The 16,034-nt window shown below is 70.9% G+C and carries 14 protein-coding genes and 1 riboswitch; of the genes, 11 read left to right on the top strand and 3 right to left on the bottom strand.

Going from position 1 to position 16,034, the window contains the following annotated elements:
* Positions 1 to 78: 78 nt before the first annotated feature.
* Positions 79 to 786, top strand: coding sequence for an IclR family transcriptional regulator (locus M4D53_RS03570; protein WP_259951973.1), 708 nt, complete (start codon positions 79 to 81; stop codon positions 784 to 786).
* Positions 787 to 843: 57 nt separating this feature from the next.
* Here M4D53_RS03570 and M4D53_RS03565 read toward each other — a convergent pair whose 3' ends face one another.
* Entirely contained in the window at positions 844 to 2,223 is a 1,380-nt protein-coding gene (locus M4D53_RS03565; RefSeq protein ID WP_187663488.1) for an MFS transporter, read from the bottom strand.
* Positions 2,224 to 2,366: 143 nt separating this feature from the next.
* Here M4D53_RS03565 and M4D53_RS03560 point away from each other — a divergent pair, with 143 nt between their 5' ends.
* From M4D53_RS03560 to M4D53_RS03525, 8 genes are all read left to right on the top strand, one after another.
* Entirely contained in the window at positions 2,367 to 3,839 is a 1,473-nt protein-coding gene (locus tag M4D53_RS03560) for a fumarylacetoacetate hydrolase family protein (RefSeq protein ID WP_187663487.1), read from the top strand.
* On the top strand, positions 3,836 to 4,522 hold the full coding sequence (locus M4D53_RS03555) for a GntR family transcriptional regulator (protein ID WP_025103811.1): 687 nt from the start codon (positions 3,836 to 3,838) through the stop codon (positions 4,520 to 4,522). The genes M4D53_RS03560 and M4D53_RS03555 overlap by 4 nt, the downstream gene beginning before the upstream one ends.
* Entirely contained in the window at positions 4,519 to 6,018 is a 1,500-nt protein-coding gene (gene hpaE / locus M4D53_RS03550) for a 5-carboxymethyl-2-hydroxymuconate semialdehyde dehydrogenase (protein WP_025103810.1), read from the top strand. The genes M4D53_RS03555 and hpaE overlap by 4 nt, the downstream gene beginning before the upstream one ends.
* 29 nt (positions 6,019 to 6,047) lie before the next feature.
* Entirely contained in the window at positions 6,048 to 7,214 is a 1,167-nt protein-coding gene (gene hpaD, locus M4D53_RS03545; protein ID WP_259951970.1) for a 3,4-dihydroxyphenylacetate 2,3-dioxygenase, read from the top strand.
* A gap of 9 nt (positions 7,215 to 7,223) precedes the next feature.
* Complete coding sequence (locus M4D53_RS03540) at positions 7,224 to 8,009, top strand: fumarylacetoacetate hydrolase family protein (RefSeq protein ID WP_259951969.1); 786 nt, start codon at positions 7,224 to 7,226, stop codon at positions 8,007 to 8,009.
* A complete protein-coding gene (locus tag M4D53_RS03535; RefSeq protein WP_259951968.1) occupies positions 7,994 to 8,797 on the top strand; it encodes an HpcH/HpaI aldolase family protein in 804 nt (267 codons plus the stop codon). The genes M4D53_RS03540 and M4D53_RS03535 overlap by 16 nt, the downstream gene beginning before the upstream one ends.
* A gap of 81 nt (positions 8,798 to 8,878) precedes the next feature.
* On the top strand, positions 8,879 to 10,123 hold the full coding sequence (locus M4D53_RS03530) for an MFS transporter (RefSeq protein WP_259951967.1): 1,245 nt from the start codon (positions 8,879 to 8,881) through the stop codon (positions 10,121 to 10,123).
* 22 nt (positions 10,124 to 10,145) lie between these two features.
* The gene (locus tag M4D53_RS03525) at positions 10,146 to 10,868 is read left to right on the top strand and encodes a DUF6882 domain-containing protein (RefSeq protein WP_259951966.1); all 723 of its coding nucleotides are present in this window, start codon (positions 10,146 to 10,148) and stop codon (positions 10,866 to 10,868) included.
* Between the two features lie 80 nt (positions 10,869 to 10,948).
* Here M4D53_RS03525 and M4D53_RS03520 read toward each other — a convergent pair whose 3' ends face one another.
* Positions 10,949 to 11,827 (bottom strand): bifunctional methylenetetrahydrofolate dehydrogenase/methenyltetrahydrofolate cyclohydrolase, encoded by an 879-nt coding sequence (locus M4D53_RS03520; protein ID WP_259951964.1) that lies wholly within the window; start codon positions 11,825 to 11,827, stop codon positions 10,949 to 10,951.
* Entirely contained in the window at positions 11,824 to 13,098 is a 1,275-nt protein-coding gene (gene glyA / locus M4D53_RS03515; protein WP_025103803.1) for a serine hydroxymethyltransferase, read from the bottom strand. Before glyA ends, M4D53_RS03520 begins: the two co-directional genes overlap by 4 nt.
* 38 nt (positions 13,099 to 13,136) lie before the next feature.
* Positions 13,137 to 13,221: riboswitch (ZMP/ZTP riboswitch) on the bottom strand.
* A 117-nt stretch (positions 13,222 to 13,338) separates the two neighbouring features.
* Between glyA and M4D53_RS03510 the strand changes: the two genes are divergently transcribed.
* The gene (locus M4D53_RS03510; RefSeq protein ID WP_259951956.1) at positions 13,339 to 14,850 is read left to right on the top strand and encodes a beta-N-acetylhexosaminidase; all 1,512 of its coding nucleotides are present in this window, start codon (positions 13,339 to 13,341) and stop codon (positions 14,848 to 14,850) included.
* Positions 14,847 to 16,019, top strand: a complete 1,173-nt coding sequence (locus tag M4D53_RS03505) for an N-acetylglucosamine-6-phosphate deacetylase (RefSeq protein WP_259951954.1) — start codon at positions 14,847 to 14,849, stop codon at positions 16,017 to 16,019. Before M4D53_RS03510 ends, M4D53_RS03505 begins: the two co-directional genes overlap by 4 nt.
* Positions 16,020 to 16,034: the final 15 nt, after the last annotated feature.

The raw sequence follows: 16,034 nt of genomic DNA, 5'->3' as shown, positions 1-16,034 counted from the left end.
CGGTGTTCTATATTCGAACACAGTGTTCTACTATTGAACACAGCCTAGACCGGTGCCTCGCGCATCGCAAGGAGAGCCATGCCCGAGCGCCCCGCCGCCCCCGCGTCGCAGACGCTCAGTCGCGGCATCCGCATCCTCGAGGCGCTCGCCGACGCCCGCGGCGCGCTGACCATCGACGTCATCGCGGGGCGCCTCGACGTGCACCGGTCCATCGCCTACCGTCTCCTGCGCACGCTCGAGGATCACGGCCTCGTGACCCGCGATGCGAGCGGCGCCGTGAGCCTCGGCGCCCGCATGGCCGCTCTCGCCGCCGGCGTCGCCCACGACCTCCAGGCAGAGGCGTTGCCGGAGCTGACCGCCATCGCGAACGAGCTCGGCATGACCTGCTTCCTCGCCGTCCTCGATGGCGCCGAGTGCATCACCCTCGCCAGCGTCGAACCGCGGCACGCCGTCGCGAGCGTCGCCCAGCGCCCCGGCGCGCGGCACTCCGTCACGGTCGGCGCTCCCGGGAAGGCGATCCTCGCGCAGCTCGACCCGGCGGAGGTGCCCGTCGGCATCTCCCCCGCCCTGCGCGCCGACATCGACACCGCCGCCGCACGCGGCTATGCCACGAGCCACGACGAGGTCATCCCCACGGTGCAGTCCGTCGCCGTCCCGCTGCGTCTGCGCGGCCAGCGTCCTGCCGCGATCGCGGTCGTGCACGTGGCCACCGACCTGGACGACGGGGAGATCGCCGCGCGACTCCAGCGTTCCGCCGACCTCATCCGCTCAGCCCTCGAGGGCTGAGCCGGAACGCACGAGAGCGCACGCCCCCTCAGGGACGTGCGCTCTCGGATCGCCGGGTCAGACCTTCGCGAGCCCGCGGATCGGGCTGACGGACTGCTCCTCCTCGTGGTCCGGACCGAGCGGGATGCCCGACCGGTCGCGCAGCAGGAGCGTGGCGACGAGACCGAGGAGCGTCATGCCTGCGAGGTACCAGGTGACCGCCTCGGTGGAGCCGGTCTGATCGACGATGAACGTCGCGATGGTGGGCGCGAAGGCGCCACCGGCGATCGCGCCGATCGCGTAGGAGATGGAGACACCGGAGAACCGGATGCTCGCGGGGAACAGCTCGGTGTACAGCGCCGCCTGCGGCCCGTAGGTGAAGCCGAGGCCGATCGTGAGGATCGCGAGGCCCGCGAACAGCAGCCCCACCTCGCCGGTGTTGACGAGCGGGAACAGCGTGAACACGCCGACGAGCTGGAGCACCCAGCCGATGAGGTAGGTCGTGCGACGGCCGATGCGATCCGACACCCAGCCGGCCAGCAGCGTGGTCAGCAGCCAGGTCACGGCCGATCCGGTGACGGCCCACAGCACCGGCCCGCGCTCGAGCCCGATGGGTCCGTCGGGGTTCGTGGCGTAGCCCTGGATGTAGCCGCCGGTGGTCATGTAGCCCACGGCGTTGTTCCCGGCGAAGACGAGGGCCGCGATGATGACGAGCAGCAGGTGCTTGCGGAAGAGCTGCACGATCGGCATCTTCGCCTTCTCCTTGCGCTCGGCGAGCTCGGCGAACACCGGGCTCTCCTCCACGCGACGGCGGACGTAGTAACCCACGAGGATCAGCACGACGCTGAGCAGGAACGGCACGCGCCAGCCCCAGGCGAGGAACTGGTCTCCCGGAGCGATCGCGGTCATCAGCGCCATGACGCCCGACGCCAGCAGCAGGCCGAGCGGCACGCCGATCTGCGGGGAGGCGCCGAAGATGCCGCGCTTCTTGCGGGGGGCGTGCTCGACGGCCATCAGCACCGCGCCGCCCCACTCGCCGCCGGCCGAGATGCCCTGCACGATGCGCAGCAGCACCAGGAGGATCGGCGCCATCACGCCGATGGTCTCGTAGGTGGGGAGCAGACCGATCAGGGCGGTCGCGGCACCCATGAGGATCAGCGTCCACATCAGCACGGCCTTGCGGCCGAGCTTGTCGCCGTAGTGGCCCGCGAGGAACGCGCCGAGGGGCCGGAAGAGGAAGCTCACGCCGACCGTGGCGAAGCCGACGAGAGCGCTGTTGGCGCCGAGCGGCGCGAAGAAGAGCTGTCCGAAGACGAGCCCGACCGCCGTGGCGTAGATGAAGAAGTCGTACCACTCGACGGTGGTCCCGACGACGGTGGCGAAGACGACACGACGCCGGTCGGCCGCCGTCGCGATGGTTCCGGTGGGTGTGAACCCATCCTGTGACTGCCCGCTCATGGGGTGTCTCCTTTGTGCTTGTGACCGCGTTGTCACGGCGCGCACGGACGTGAATCCGATCTGCTTGCCGAGGGGTGAGACGATGATATATGATTTCGGATACGACGCACAACGCGTCCTGACGAGCGCGAGGAGGCGCATCCGTGACGGACACAATCGCCCGCCCTGGGAAGATCATCGCGATCCACCTGAGCTACGCCTCGCGGGCCGACCAGCGTGGTCGACGCCCCGCCCACCCCTCCTACTTCTTCAAGCCGGCCAGCTCGGTCGGCGCCTCCGGCGGCACCGTCGAGCGCCCCGCCGGCACCGAACTGCTCGCGTTCGAGGGGGAGATCGCGCTGATCATCGGCGCCCCGGCCCGCCGGGTCGCCCTCGCCGACGCCTGGGATCACGTGCAGTGGGTGACCGCCTCGAACGACCTCGGCCTCTACGATCTGCGCGCGAACGACAAGGGCTCCAACGTCCGCTCCAAGGGCGGCGACGGGTACACCCCGCTCGGTCCGGAGCTGATCGACGCCCGCACGGTCGACCCGGCGGCCCTCCGCGTGCGCGCCTGGGTGAACGGCGAGCTCCGCCAGGACGACACCACCGCGGGCCTCATCTTCCCGCTGGCCCAGCTCGTCGCCGACCTCTCCCAGCACTTCACGCTGGAGACCGGCGACGTGATCCTCACCGGCACTCCCGCAGGATCCTCGGTCATCGTCCCCGGCGACGTGGTCGAGATCGAGGTCGACGCCCCGGACGCCCCCGGCGCTCCCACGTCGGGCCGCCTGATCACGACGGTCACGCAGGGCGATGTCCCCTTCGACGGCGACCTCGGTTCGCTCCCCGCCGTCGACGACCTCCAGCGCACCGAGGCCTGGGGCTCCCGCGAGGCCGCGGGCCTGCCCGCCGAGGACACCGCGCCCACGCTCACCCCCGAGCTCCGCGCCCAGCTTCTCGAAGCCCCCACCGCCGGCCTCTCGGCACAGCTGCGCAAGCGCGGACACCACTCCTGCTTCATCGACGGTGTCTCTGCGAACCTCCCGGACACGAAGATCGTCGGCACCGCGAAGACCCTGCGCTTCGTGCCGTTCCGCGAGGATCTCTTCCGGAGCCACGGAGGCGGGTACAACGCCCAGAAGCGCGCGTTCGACGCCGTGGCCGAGGGCGAGATCATCGTCATCGAGGCCCGCGGCGACGCGACCACCGGCACGCTCGGCGACATCCTCGCCCTGCGCGCGCAGACCCGCGGTGCGGCGGGCGTGGTGACCGACGGCGGCGTCCGCGACTTCCAGGCCGTCGCCGAGATCGGACTGCCGGTCTTCTCCCAGGGCGCGCACCCGTCCGTACTCGGCCGCAAGCACGTGCCGTGGGACGTCGACGTGACGATCTCGTGCGGCGGTGCCACCGTGCAGCCCGGCGACATCATCGTCGGCGACAGCGACGGTGTGATCGTGATCCCGCCGGCTCTCGCCGCCGAGGTCGCCGCCGACGCCGTGGCCCAGGAGATCGAGGACGCCTGGATCGCCGAGCAGGTCGCCGCCGGACACCCGGTTGACGGCCTGTTCCCGATGAACGCCGAATGGCGCGCCCGCTACGAGCAGGCGACCGGCACCGGAGCGGAGCGGAAGTGAGCACGGTCGAGAGCGCCAGCAAGTCGGAGCAGGCGTACGCCTGGATCCGCGCGCGCATCTCGGCGCACACTTACGGTCCCGGCTACCGTCTGGTCCTCGGGCCGATCGCCGAGGAGCTGGGCATGAGCGTGGTCCCGGTGCGCGAGGCGATCCGCCGCCTGGAGGCCGAGGGGCTCGTGACCTTCGAGCGCAACGTCGGCGCCCGGGTGACCCTCGTGGACGAGGGCGAGTACGCGCACACCATGCAGACGCTCGGACTCGTCGAAGGGGCGGCGACCGCGCTGTCCGCTCCCCTGCTCGATGCGGACGCGCTCGCGCAGGCCGCGGAGGTCAACGAGCGCATGAGCCGCCTGCTCGACCACTTCGACCCGCACACGTTCACCGAGCTCAACCGGCAGTTCCACTCCGTGCTGTTCGAGCCCTGCCCCAACCCGCACCTGCTCGACCTCGTGCACCGCGGCTGGGCCCGTCTGTCCGGCATCCGCGACTCGACCTTCGCCTACGTGCCCGGCCGCGCCCACCACTCGGTCGACGAGCACACCCAGATCCTCGAGCTCATCCGCGACGGCGCCGAGCCGCTGGAGATCGAGCTCGCCGCCCGCAACCACCGGTGGCGCACGAGGGACGCGTTCCTCGACGCCCTGCACACCCGTTCCGTCCCCGCCGAAGGAGAAGCATCATGACCGACTCCCGTATCCCCGCCGACCTGCCCGACCACATCCAGCACTACATCGACGGCGCTTTCGTCGACTCGATCGACGGCGACACGTTCGACGTGCTCGACCCGGTGACGAACCAGACCTACACGACGGCAGCCGCCGGCAAGAAGGCCGACATCGAGCGGGCCGTCGCCGCCGCCAAGCGCGCCTTCGACGAGGGTCCATGGCCGCGCATGCTCCCCCGCGAGCGCTCGCGCGTGCTGCACCGGATCGCCGACATCGTGGAGTCGCGCGACGCCCGCCTCGCGGAGCTGGAGTCCTACGACTCCGGCCTGCCGATCACGCAGGCCCTGGGCCAGGCCCGCCGCGCCGCCGAGAACTTCCGCTTCTTCGCCGACCTGATCGTCGCGCAGGCCGACGACGCCTTCAAGGTGCCCGGCAAGCAGATGAACTACGTCAACCGCAAGCCGATCGGTGTCGCGGGACTCATCACCCCCTGGAACACGCCGTTCATGCTGGAGTCGTGGAAGCTCGGGCCCGCGCTCGCGACCGGCAACACGGTCGTCCTCAAGCCGGCCGAGTTCACGCCCCTCTCCGCCTCGCTGTGGGCGGGCATCTTCGAGGAGGCCGGGCTTCCGCAGGGCGTCTTCAACCTCGTCAACGGTCTCGGTGAAGACGCCGGCGACGCCCTGGTGAAGCACCCCGACGTGCCGCTCATCTCCTTCACCGGCGAGAGCCGCACGGGACAGATCATCTTCGGCAACGCCGCCCCGTTCCTCAAGGGCCTGTCGATGGAGCTCGGCGGCAAGTCGCCCGCCGTGGTCTTCGCGGACGCCGACCTGGAGGCCGCCGTCGACGCCACGATCTTCGGCGTCTTCTCCCTCAACGGCGAGCGCTGCACCGCCGGCTCCCGCATCATCGTGGAGCGCTCGATCTACGACGAGTTCGTGGAGCGCTATGCCGCGCAGGCGCAGCGCGTCAAGGTCGGCTACCCGCACGACCCCGAGACCGAGGTCGGCGCGCTCGTGCACCCCGAGCACTACGACAAGGTGATGTCCTACGTCGAGATCGGCAAGACCGAGGGCCGCCTCGTCGCCGGCGGCGGTCGCCCCGAGGGCTTCGAGGAGGGGAACTTCGTCGCCCCGACGGTGTTCGCCGACGTGGCCCCCGACGCCCGCATCTTCCAGGAGGAGATCTTCGGCCCGGTCGTCGCGATCACCCCGTTCGACTCCGACGAGGAGGCGCTGGCGCTCGCGAACAACACGAAGTACGGCCTCGCGGCCTACATCTGGACGAACGACCTCAAGCGCGCCCACACGTTCGCGCAGTCCGTCGAGGCCGGGATGGTGTGGCTGAACAGCAACAACGTCCGCGACCTGCGCACGCCCTTCGGCGGCGTGAAGGCGTCGGGCCTCGGCCACGAGGGCGGCTACCGCTCCATCGACTTCTACACCGACCAGCAGAGCGTGCACATCACGCTCGCCTCGACCCCGCACAACCCGACGTTCGGCAAGAACTGACGCCCCCGGACACAAGCAAGGACGCTGACATGACCGATAAGACCGCCAAGACCCTCACCTCCTCCGGCTACTACGTGAGCCAGGAGGCACCGATCCAGAGCGACAACCCCGTCGCGACGCCGAAGAGCACCCCGCCGGACATCCTGCGGTGCGCGTACATGGAACTCGTCGTGACCGACCTGGCCGCCTCGCGCCAGTTCTACGTCGACATCCTGGGCCTGTACGTGACCGAGGAGGACGACGAGGCGATCTACCTGCGCTCGACCGAGGAGTTCATCCACCACAACCTCGTGCTGCGTCAGGGGCCGATCGCCGCGGTCGCCGCGTTCTCGTACCGGGTGCGCGCCGCGGAGGACCTCGACCGTGCCGTGGAGTTCTACACGGAGCTCGGCTGCGACGTCCGTCGGCAGGAGAACGGCTTCGTGAAGGGCATCGGCGACTCGGTGCGCGTCGTCGACCCGCTCGGCTTCCCGTACGAGTTCTTCTACGCCACCGAGCACGTGGAGCGCCTGTCCTGGCGATACGACCTGCACACGCCCGGCGAGCTCGTGCGCCTCGACCACTTCAACCAGGTCACCCCTGACGTGCCGCGCGCGGTGCGCCACTACCAGGACCTCGGTTTCCGCGTGACCGAGGACATCCAGGACGACGAGGGCACCGTGTACGCCGCGTGGATGCGCCGCAAGCCCACCGTGCACGACACCGCGGCGACGGGCGGCGACGGTCCGCGCATGCACCACGTCGCCTTCGCCACGCACGAGAAGCACAACATCCTCGCGATCTGCGACAAGCTCGGGGCGCTGCGCCGCTCCGACGCCATCGAGCGCGGCCCCGGCCGGCACGGCGTCTCCAACGCGTTCTACCTCTATCTGCGCGACCCCGATGGCCACCGCGTGGAGATCTACACGCAGGACTACTACACCGGTGACCCCGACAACCCTGTCGTCACCTGGGACGTGCACGACAACCAGCGCCGTGACTGGTGGGGTACCCCCGTCGTCCCCTCCTGGTACACCGACGCCTCGCTCGTGCTCGACCTCGACGGCAACCCGCAGCCGGTGATCGCCCGCACGGACTCCAGCGAGATGGCCGTGACGATCGGCGCCGACGGCTTCTCCTACACCCGCGCGGACGAGGGCGAGACCTCGATGCCCGAGTACAAGCAGGGCGAGTACAAGCTCGGCCACCAGCTCTAGGGGTCACGGATGCTGTCTGAGGAGACGATCGCGCAGATCGCGGCGGAGCTCGCCGAGGCCGACCGCACCCACGGGGTGATCCCGCGCATCACCGCGCGATACCCCGAGGCGACCGTGGAGGACTCGTACGCCATCCAGGGCGTGTGGCGGGACTCGCAGGTCGCGGCCGGACGTCGGCTCGTGGGCCGCAAGATCGGTCTGACGTCGAAGGCCATGCAGCAGGCGACGGGGATCACCGAACCCGACTACGGCGTCATGTTCGACGACACCGTGTACGAGTCCGGCGCGGAGATCCCCACCGATCACTTCTCCAACGTCCGCATCGAGGTCGAGCTCGCCTTCGTGCTCAAGGAGCCCCTGGAGGGCCCCGACTGCACGCTGGACGACGCCCTCGCCGCGATCGACTACGCCGTGCCGGCCCTCGAGGTGCTGAACTCGCACATCGAGCTCGAGGGCCGCACGATCGTCGACACCATCAGCGACAACGCCGCCTACGGGGCGATGGTGCTGGGGACGGTGCGCAAGCGCCCGGACGAGATCGACCTGCGGTGGGTCCCCGGCGTGCTCTCCCGCAACGGGGAGATCGAGGAGACCGGTGTCGCCGCAGGTGTGCTCGGCCACCCCGCCACCGGAGTCGCCTGGCTCGCGAACAAGTTCCATCAGCACGGCGCGCGTCTGGAGGCGGGCGAGATCATCCTGGCAGGATCGTTCACACGCCCGATGTGGGTGTCGCGCGGCGACGAGGTGCTGTGCGACTACGGACCGATGGGGACTATCACATGCCGCTTCGTCTAGATCCGTCCTTCCGTGAGCAGCTCGCCGCGTCCGACCGCCCCTTCGTCGGCATGTGGGTGTGCTCCGGCAGCCCGCTGCTCGCCGAGGTCGCCGCGGGGTCCGGGCTGGACTGGCTGCTCATCGACATGGAGCACTCGGCGAACACGCTCGAGTCCGTGCTGACCCAGCTCCAGGCGGTCGCGGCCTATCCGGTCACCCCGCTCGTCCGGGTGCCCTTCAACGATGCGGTCGCGATCAAGCAGGTGCTCGACCTCGGCGCGCAGAACCTCATCGTGCCGATGGTGTCGTCCGCCGACGAGGCCAGGGCCGCCGTGGCCGCGACGCGGTATCCCCCCGAGGGCGTCCGCGGGGTCGGCAGCGCCCTGGCCCGCAGCGCTCGCTGGAACCGCGTCGACCGGTACCTGCAGGAGTCCGCGCAGCACGTGTCGCTGACGGTGCAGATCGAGACGGCCGCGGGGGTCGAGGCCGCCGCCGACATCGCCGCGGTGGACGGAGTGGACGCGGTGTTCGTCGGCCCCTCCGACCTGTCCGCGTCGATGGGCCTGCTCGGACAGCAGACGCATCCGGACGTGGTCGCCGCCGTCGAGTCGGTGTTCGCCGCGGTCCGCGCCGCCGGGAAGCCGGTGGGCGTGAACGCCTTCGACCCCTCCGCCGCCGACGCATATCTCGCGGCGGGTGCCGACTTCGTGGCCGTCGGCGCCGACGTCGCCCTCCTCGCCCGTGCCTCCGAGGCCCTCGCCGCCCGCTTCCTCCCCCGCTCCGACGCCCCCGGCCGCCCCAGCTACTGACTTCGAGTCGCGCACCTGGCTCCATCCGCGGCCGGAATGGGGCCATTTGCGCGATTCGAAGCGGCCGGGAAGGATGAGCCGGTGCACAGACTGGCGGCGATGCAGGACCGCAACTTCCGGTGGTTCTTCCTCGCGCGCGCCCTGACGCTCGTCACCGGCTCGATGTCGGCCATCGCCCTGGCGTTCGCGGTGCTCGAGATCGACAACGACGCCCGCTCGCTCTCGATCGTGCTCGCGGCCTTCACGATCAGCAACATCGTGTTCGTCCTGTTCGGAGGGGTCGTCGCCGACCGCCTCCCCCGCGCCCTCATCATCCAGTCCTGCTACGTCGTGGACATCCTGTCGGTCGGGGCGATGGCCGCTCTGCTGTTCACCGGCACGGCTACGGTCCCGCTCCTCGCGGTGCTGTCCGCGATCAACGGCGCCTCGTCCGCGTTCGTGCTCCCGGCGATGCAGGGCATCATCCCGCAGCTGACCACTCCCGCGCACCTCCAGCAGGCGAACGCGATGCTGTCGTTCGTCCGCTCGGCGGTCACGATCGGCGGGCCGGTCATCGCGGGCGTCCTGGTCGCGACCGCGGGACCCGCGTGGGCCATGGTCGTCCAGGCGGCCGGCTGGCTGCTCGCGATCCCGGTCCTCGCCCTCGTGAAGCTCCCGCCGCCTGCGGCCTCCGGCGGCACCACGATGTTCCACGACCTCCGGGTGGGCTGGCGCGAGTTCTGGAGCCGCTCCTGGCTGTGGACGATCGTGCTGGCCTTCATGATCATGAACGCGATCCACGTCGGAGCCTGGGGCGTCGTCGGCCCCTACATCGCGAAGAACGACGATCGCCTCGGCATCTCCGGCTGGGGGTGGGTCGTGAGCGCGGAGGGCGCGGGGGTCCTGGTGATGACCCTGTTGCTGATGTGGTTCCCGCTCCGCCGCCCCCTGCGCTACGGGATGATCGGGATGGCGGTGTTCGCCCTGCCGCTCACCCTCCTCGGCGTGCACCCGGCCGTGGTGCTGCTCGCGATGGCCGCGTTCGTGGCCGGGGCCGGGGCCGAGGTCTTCGCGACCGGCTGGAACCTCGCGATGATGGAGAACATCCCCGGCGAGAAGCTCTCGCGGGTCGCGAGCTACGACATGCTCGGCAGCTTCGTCGTGATGCCCATCGGCACGCTCGTGTACGGCTGGCTGGTGACGCACGCGGAACCGGCCACCGTGCTCACCACCTCCGCCGTCCTCTACGCCGCGATCGCCCTGGTGACGCTGCTCGTCCCCGCGGTGTGGCGGATGGGGCGCCCCGCGGCGGCCGTCACGGAGCGCGCGGGAGTGGCGGATTCATAGCAATCCCGGCGAGACTGTGAGCATGACCTTCCCACCGCTGCAGCCCCTCGCCGACCGTGCCGCTCTCTTCACCGCGCTCCGCCAGGACGCCCTCTCCGCGGCCGCCGACGCACTCGGCGAGCACCGGTGGGACGCCGATCTCGCTGCGGGGACCCTGACCTTCACCGCGAACGCCGACCCGACCCGGCAGCTCGTGACCCGCGCGCACCTCATCGCCACGATCGCCCCCGGTCCGCGCTCGCTGCTGTGGGCGTGGGCGCACCCGCAGGGCGACCCCCAGGGCGTCGCGGCACAGCTCCGCGCCTACGGCGAGCAGCACGGGATCGCCGAGCTCACCACCCCCGAGGTCCCGTTCCCCGCCGATGCCTCGGGCGACGCGGACTGGATCGCCCGCGCGGCGCACACGATCGGCGGCGTCGCGGTCGAGCTCACCGGACGCTCCCCGTACTACTCGGCACCCGTCGACGGCGGCACCCGCGCGGTGTTCCTGCTCGACGCGCCGCTGGCCCCGCTCACGGTCGCCGACACGGTGGTGGCCCTCCCCCGCACCCTCGCGCAGACGCCCCTACCCGACGCCCGCACGGCCGTCTGGGACCTCGCCCGCCTCGCCGGGTGGACCCTCACCTGGACGGACGAGTCGTTCTCCGGCGCCACGGTGACGGATGCCTCGGGCACCGCGACGATCCGCTTCGACGAGCAGGCCCGGATCAGCGGCGTGCAGAGTTCGCTGCACGGCCAGGTCTGAGTCCGCAGAAACGCACGAACGCCGCAGGGATCACCGGGATCCCTGCGGCGTTCGCGTGAATCTGCGACGCGGCGCGGAGGTCAGACCGTCCGCTCGGCCGCCTCGACGACGTTGGTCATGAGCAGGGCGACGGTCATCGGCCCCACCCCTCCCGGATTCGGCGACAGGTACCCGGCGACGTCGGCGACCTCGGGAGCGACGTCGCCGAAGACGACGTTCTTCCCGGTCCCCGGGTCCGTCTCCCGGGTCACGCCGACGTCCAGCACCGCGGCGCCGGGCTTGACGTCCTCGGCGCGGATGAGGTGCTTGACCCCCGCGGCCGCGACGATCACGTCGGCCTCCCGCAGGTAGCGCGGCATGTCGACCGTGCCGGTGTGCGTCAGCGTGACCGTGGCGTTGAGGTCGCGACGGGTCAGCAGCAGCCCGATCGAGCGCCCGATCGTGACACCGCGACCGACGACCACGACGTGCTTGCCCTTGAGGTCGTAGTCGTTGCGCAGCAGCAGCTCGATGACCCCGCGCGGGGTGCACGGCAGCGGCGTGTGGATCGGCGCGTTGACATTGAGGACGAGGCGTCCGAGGTTGGTCGGGTGCAGCCCGTCCGCGTCCTTCGCCGGATCGATCCGCTCCAGGATCGCGTCGGTGTCGAGGTGCTTCGGCAGCGGCAGCTGCACGATGTACCCGTGGCAGGCGGGATCGGCGTTGAGCTCGTCGATCAGCGCCTCGACGTCGGCCTGTGTGGCGTCGGCCGGCAGCTCGCGCTGGATCGAGTTCATCCCGATCGCCTCGGACTGCCGGTGCTTCATGCCCACGTAGAGCTGCGAGGCGGGGTCGGCCCCCACCAGCACCGTGGCGATGCCGGGGGTGACGCCCTTCTCCTTCAGCGCCGCGACCCGCTCCGTCAGCTCGGCACGGATGTCGGCCGCCGCCGCCTTGCCGTCGAGGACGACCGCGGTCACTGCTGCAGGTCCGGGTAGAGCGGGAAGGCCGCGGCGAGCGCGTCCACGCGGGCACGGAGCGCCTCGATGTCGGCACCGGGGAGCAGCGCGAGGGCGATGATGTCGGCCACCTCCGTGAACTCGGCGTCGCCGAAACCGCGGGTCGCGAGCGCGGGCGTGCCGATGCGGAGGCCCGAGGTCACCATCGGCGGACGCGGGTCGTTCGGCACGGCGTTGCGGTTCACGGTGATGTGGATGTCGTGCAGGAGGTCCTCCGCCTGCTTGCCGTCGATCTCGGCGTCGCGGAGGTCGACGAGCACGAGGTGCACGTCCGTCCCGCCCGAGCGCACCGCGATGCCGGCGTCCTTCACGTCCTGCTGCGACAGGCGCTCGGCGATGAGCTTCGCCCCGCGCAGCACGCGCTCCTGGCGCTCCTTGAACTCCGGCGTGCCGGCGAGCTTGAAGGCGGTCGCCTTCGCCGCGATCACGTGCATGAGCGGACCGCCCTGCTGACCGGGGAAGACCGCGGTGTTGATCTTCTTGGCGAGGTCGGCGTCGTTGGTGAGGATGAAGCCCGAGCGGGGGCCGCCGATGGTCTTGTGCACGGTGGAGGACACGACGTGCGCGTGCGGCACCGGGTTGGGGTGCAGGCCGGCGGCGACGAGGCCGGCGAAGTGCGCCATGTCGACCCAGAGGATCGCGCCCACCTCGTCGGCGATGGCGCGGAACGCGGCGAAGTCCATCGTGCGCGGGTAGGCGGACCACCCGGCGATGATGACCTTGGGCTTGTGCTCGATGGCGAGGCGGCGGACCTCGTCCATGTCGATCGTCGAGGTCTCGGCGTCGACCCCGTAGGCCACGATGTCGTACAGGCGGCCGGAGAAGTTGATCTTCATGCCGTGCGTGAGGTGGCCGCCCTGGTCGAGTGAGAGGCCGAGCAGGGTGTCGCCGGGGCGGGCGATCGCGTGCAGGACCGCGGCGTTCGCCGAGGCACCGGAGTGCGGCTGGACGTTCGCGAACTCGGCGCCGAACAGGCTCTTGGCGCGGGAGATGGCGAGCTCCTCCGCGACGTCGACCTCCTCGCAGCCGCCGTAGTAGCGACGGCCGGGGTAGCCCTCGGCGTACTTGTTGGTGAGCACGGAGCCCTGCGACTGCAGGACCGAGACGGGGACGAAGTTCTCCGAGGCGATCATCTCGAGGAAGGTCTGCTGGCGCTTCAACTCGCGATCGAGGACCTCGGCGATCTCCGGGTCGACTTCGGACAGCGGGGCGTTGAAGTAACGGTCGGTCATGACGTGCTCCTTTTGACGACGGATTCGAAAAGGGTGTTCCTATCGGCCCAGGCGCGCGGTCGAATTCCGTGGTCAGTCGCTCCCCGGTGGTTGTCCACCCAGACGCCAGTCGCGACGGTTACGAGCATAGCCGATGCGCGACGCCGCGCACGCGGTCGTTTCGGGCGTCGTGCCCGCCGCTTGCAGAATCGTTTCGATCGCCCTGTTCCCTTGCGGCGTTCCGGCGGCTAGGTTTTGTTCATGGTCCTACCTCTTGATCTGCCCCTCGTCCCTGCACCGGTGTCCGCGAAGGCCCGCGACGGACGCCTGCCGCTGTCCGCGACGACGCGTGTGCTCGGCTCCTCCCCCGCCGCCGGACAGCTGATCGACGCCGTCGCACGCCGCACCGGCCTCACCCTCACCGCGGCGGACTCCGGCCCCGCCGAGATCGAGTTGTTCGTCGATCCGGCATCCTCCGCGCCGGAGGGCTACACGCTCGAGATCGGCGACCGCGCCATCCTCATCGGCGCCGATGAGGCGGGGCTCTTCTACGGGGTCCAGACGCTGCTGCAGCTGCTGCGTGAGGACGACGCCGGCTGGGCGCTGCTCCGTGCCGACATCGCGGACGCCCCGCGCTTCGCCCGCCGCGGCGTCATGCTCGACGTGGCCCGGCATTTCTTCGGCGTCGACGACGTGAAGAGATTCATCGACAGCACCACCGCGCTGAAGTTCAACCACCTGCACCTGCACCTGACGGACGACCAGGGCTGGCGCGTGCACATCGACTCCTGGCCGCTGCTCACCGAGCGGGCGGCCACCACCGCGGCCGACGGCGCCCCCGGTGGCTTCTACACCAAGGACGGCTACCGCGAGATCGTGGCGTACGCGGCCGCACGCCACATGATCGTGATCCCCGAGGTCGACCTCCCCGGGCACACCCACGCGATCGGCGTGGCCTACCCCGAGCTGGTCGAGGCCCCTGTCCTGAACGACGCACTGGTGGCCCAGTCCGAGCAGCTCGGCCAGCCGCTCCCGGTGGCCGGAGAGCCCTATCTGGGCTGGGGCGTCGGGCACTCCAGCGTGCGCATCCACGAGGAGGAGACGTATCGATTCGTCCGCGACGTCGTCCGCGAGCTCGCCGAGATGACCCCGGGGCCGTACATCCACATCGGCGGCGACGAGTCCCTCGGCACGCCACAGGCCGACTTCGACCTCTTCGCGGAGCGCGCGACGGCGATCGTCGTCGAGGAGGGCAAGACCCCTGTGGCCTGGCACGAGATGGGCTCGGCTGCGGGCATCGCCTCCGGCACGGTCGGCCAGTACTGGGGTATGACGACGCCGACCGGAACGCACGCCGAGGAGGCCGCGCACTTCGTCGAGCGCGGCGGCGCCCTCATCATGTCGGCGGCGGATGCGACCTACCTCGACATGAAATACACCGCCGACTTCCCGCTGGGTCTCACCTGGGCCGCGATCATCGACGTCCGTCGCGCCTACGAGTGGGAGCCGACCGCTGTCCTCGACGTGCCCGACGAGGCGATCCTGGGAATCGAGGCGCCGCTGTGGTCCGAGACCACCCGCACGCTCGACGAGGTGGAGCAGCTCGTGTTCCCCCGTGCCGCCGCGCAGGCCGAGATCGCCTGGTCGCCGCGCGAGGGCGTCGGCCGCACGTGGGAGTCCTTCCGCGACCGACTCGGTGCGCTCGCACCGCTGTGGAAGGCTGAGGGGGTCGATTTCCACCCCGCCCCCGAGATCCCCTGGAGCGCCCGTTGAAGACCCTCTCCTCCGCGACCGGTTCCCTCGTCATCCACTCCGTCCGCCTCGTCGATCGCGGGGAGATCGCCGAGGACGCGTGGGTGCGCATCGAGGACGGCGTCGTCGTCGCGCGCGGCACGGGCACGGACTGGGAGCCCGCGACCGAGGTGGTGGACGGGACGGAGGTGGCAGGCCCCGGCGCGCTGCTCACGCCGGGCTTCGTGGACATCCACGGTCACGGTGGAGCGGGCGCCGCGTACGACGACGGGGTGGACGCGATCCGGACGGGGCGGAACCTGCACCGCGAGCACGGCACCACCAGGGCGGTCATCTCGCTCGTCACCGGCACGATCGACGACCTGGCCCGCAGCGTCGCCCTGATCGCCGCCCTGACCAGGACCGACGGGGACGTGCTCGGCTCGCACCTCGAGGGCCCGTTCCTCGACCCCGGTCACCATGGGGCCCATGAGCCCACGCTGCTCCGGCACCCCGTCGCGGCCGATGTGGCCCGGCTGCTGGAGGCCGGAGAAGGCACGGTCCGCCAGGTCACCATCGCTCCGGAGCTCCCGGGCGGGATCGACGCCGTCCGTCAGATCGTCGCGGCCGGCGCCGCCGCCGCCGTGGGTCACACCGACGCCGATGCCGCCATGGCCGTCGCGGCCTTCGAGGCCGGCGCCTCGCTGCTGACCCACGCGTTCAACGCGATGCCCGGCATCCACCACCGCGCTCCCGGCCCGGTGCTCGCCGCGGCCGCCGACCACCGGGTGATCCTGGAGGCCATCGCCGACGACGTCCACCTCGACCCCCACGTCGTCAAGCTCGTGTTCGACGCGGCCCCGCACCGCGTGGCGCTCATCACCGATGCGATGGCGGCCGCAGGAAGCGCCGACGGCAGATACGACCTCGGTGCGGTGAAGGTGACCGTCGAGAACGGCGTGGCCCGCGCCGACGACACCGGCTCGATCGCCGGCTCCACCCTGACCCAGGACGTCGCGCTGCAGCGGGCCGTGGCAGCGGGCGTCGATCTGCCGGAGGTCGTGCGTGCGCTGACCGAGACGCCGGCGCGGGCGATCGGGCGCGACGCCCACCTCGGCGCACTGCGTCCCGGCCTGCTCGGCGATGCCGTGCTGCTGGACGCGGAGCTGCGCGTCGCGCGGGTCTGGACAGGACCGGCGCTGCCCGCCTAGGAAGACAGCGCTCCG

Source organism: Microbacterium meiriae (assembly GCF_025143875.1).
Lineage (GTDB): Bacteria > Actinomycetota > Actinomycetes > Actinomycetales > Microbacteriaceae > Microbacterium > Microbacterium meiriae.
This window is presented reverse-complemented; position numbering and strand designations above follow the sequence as displayed.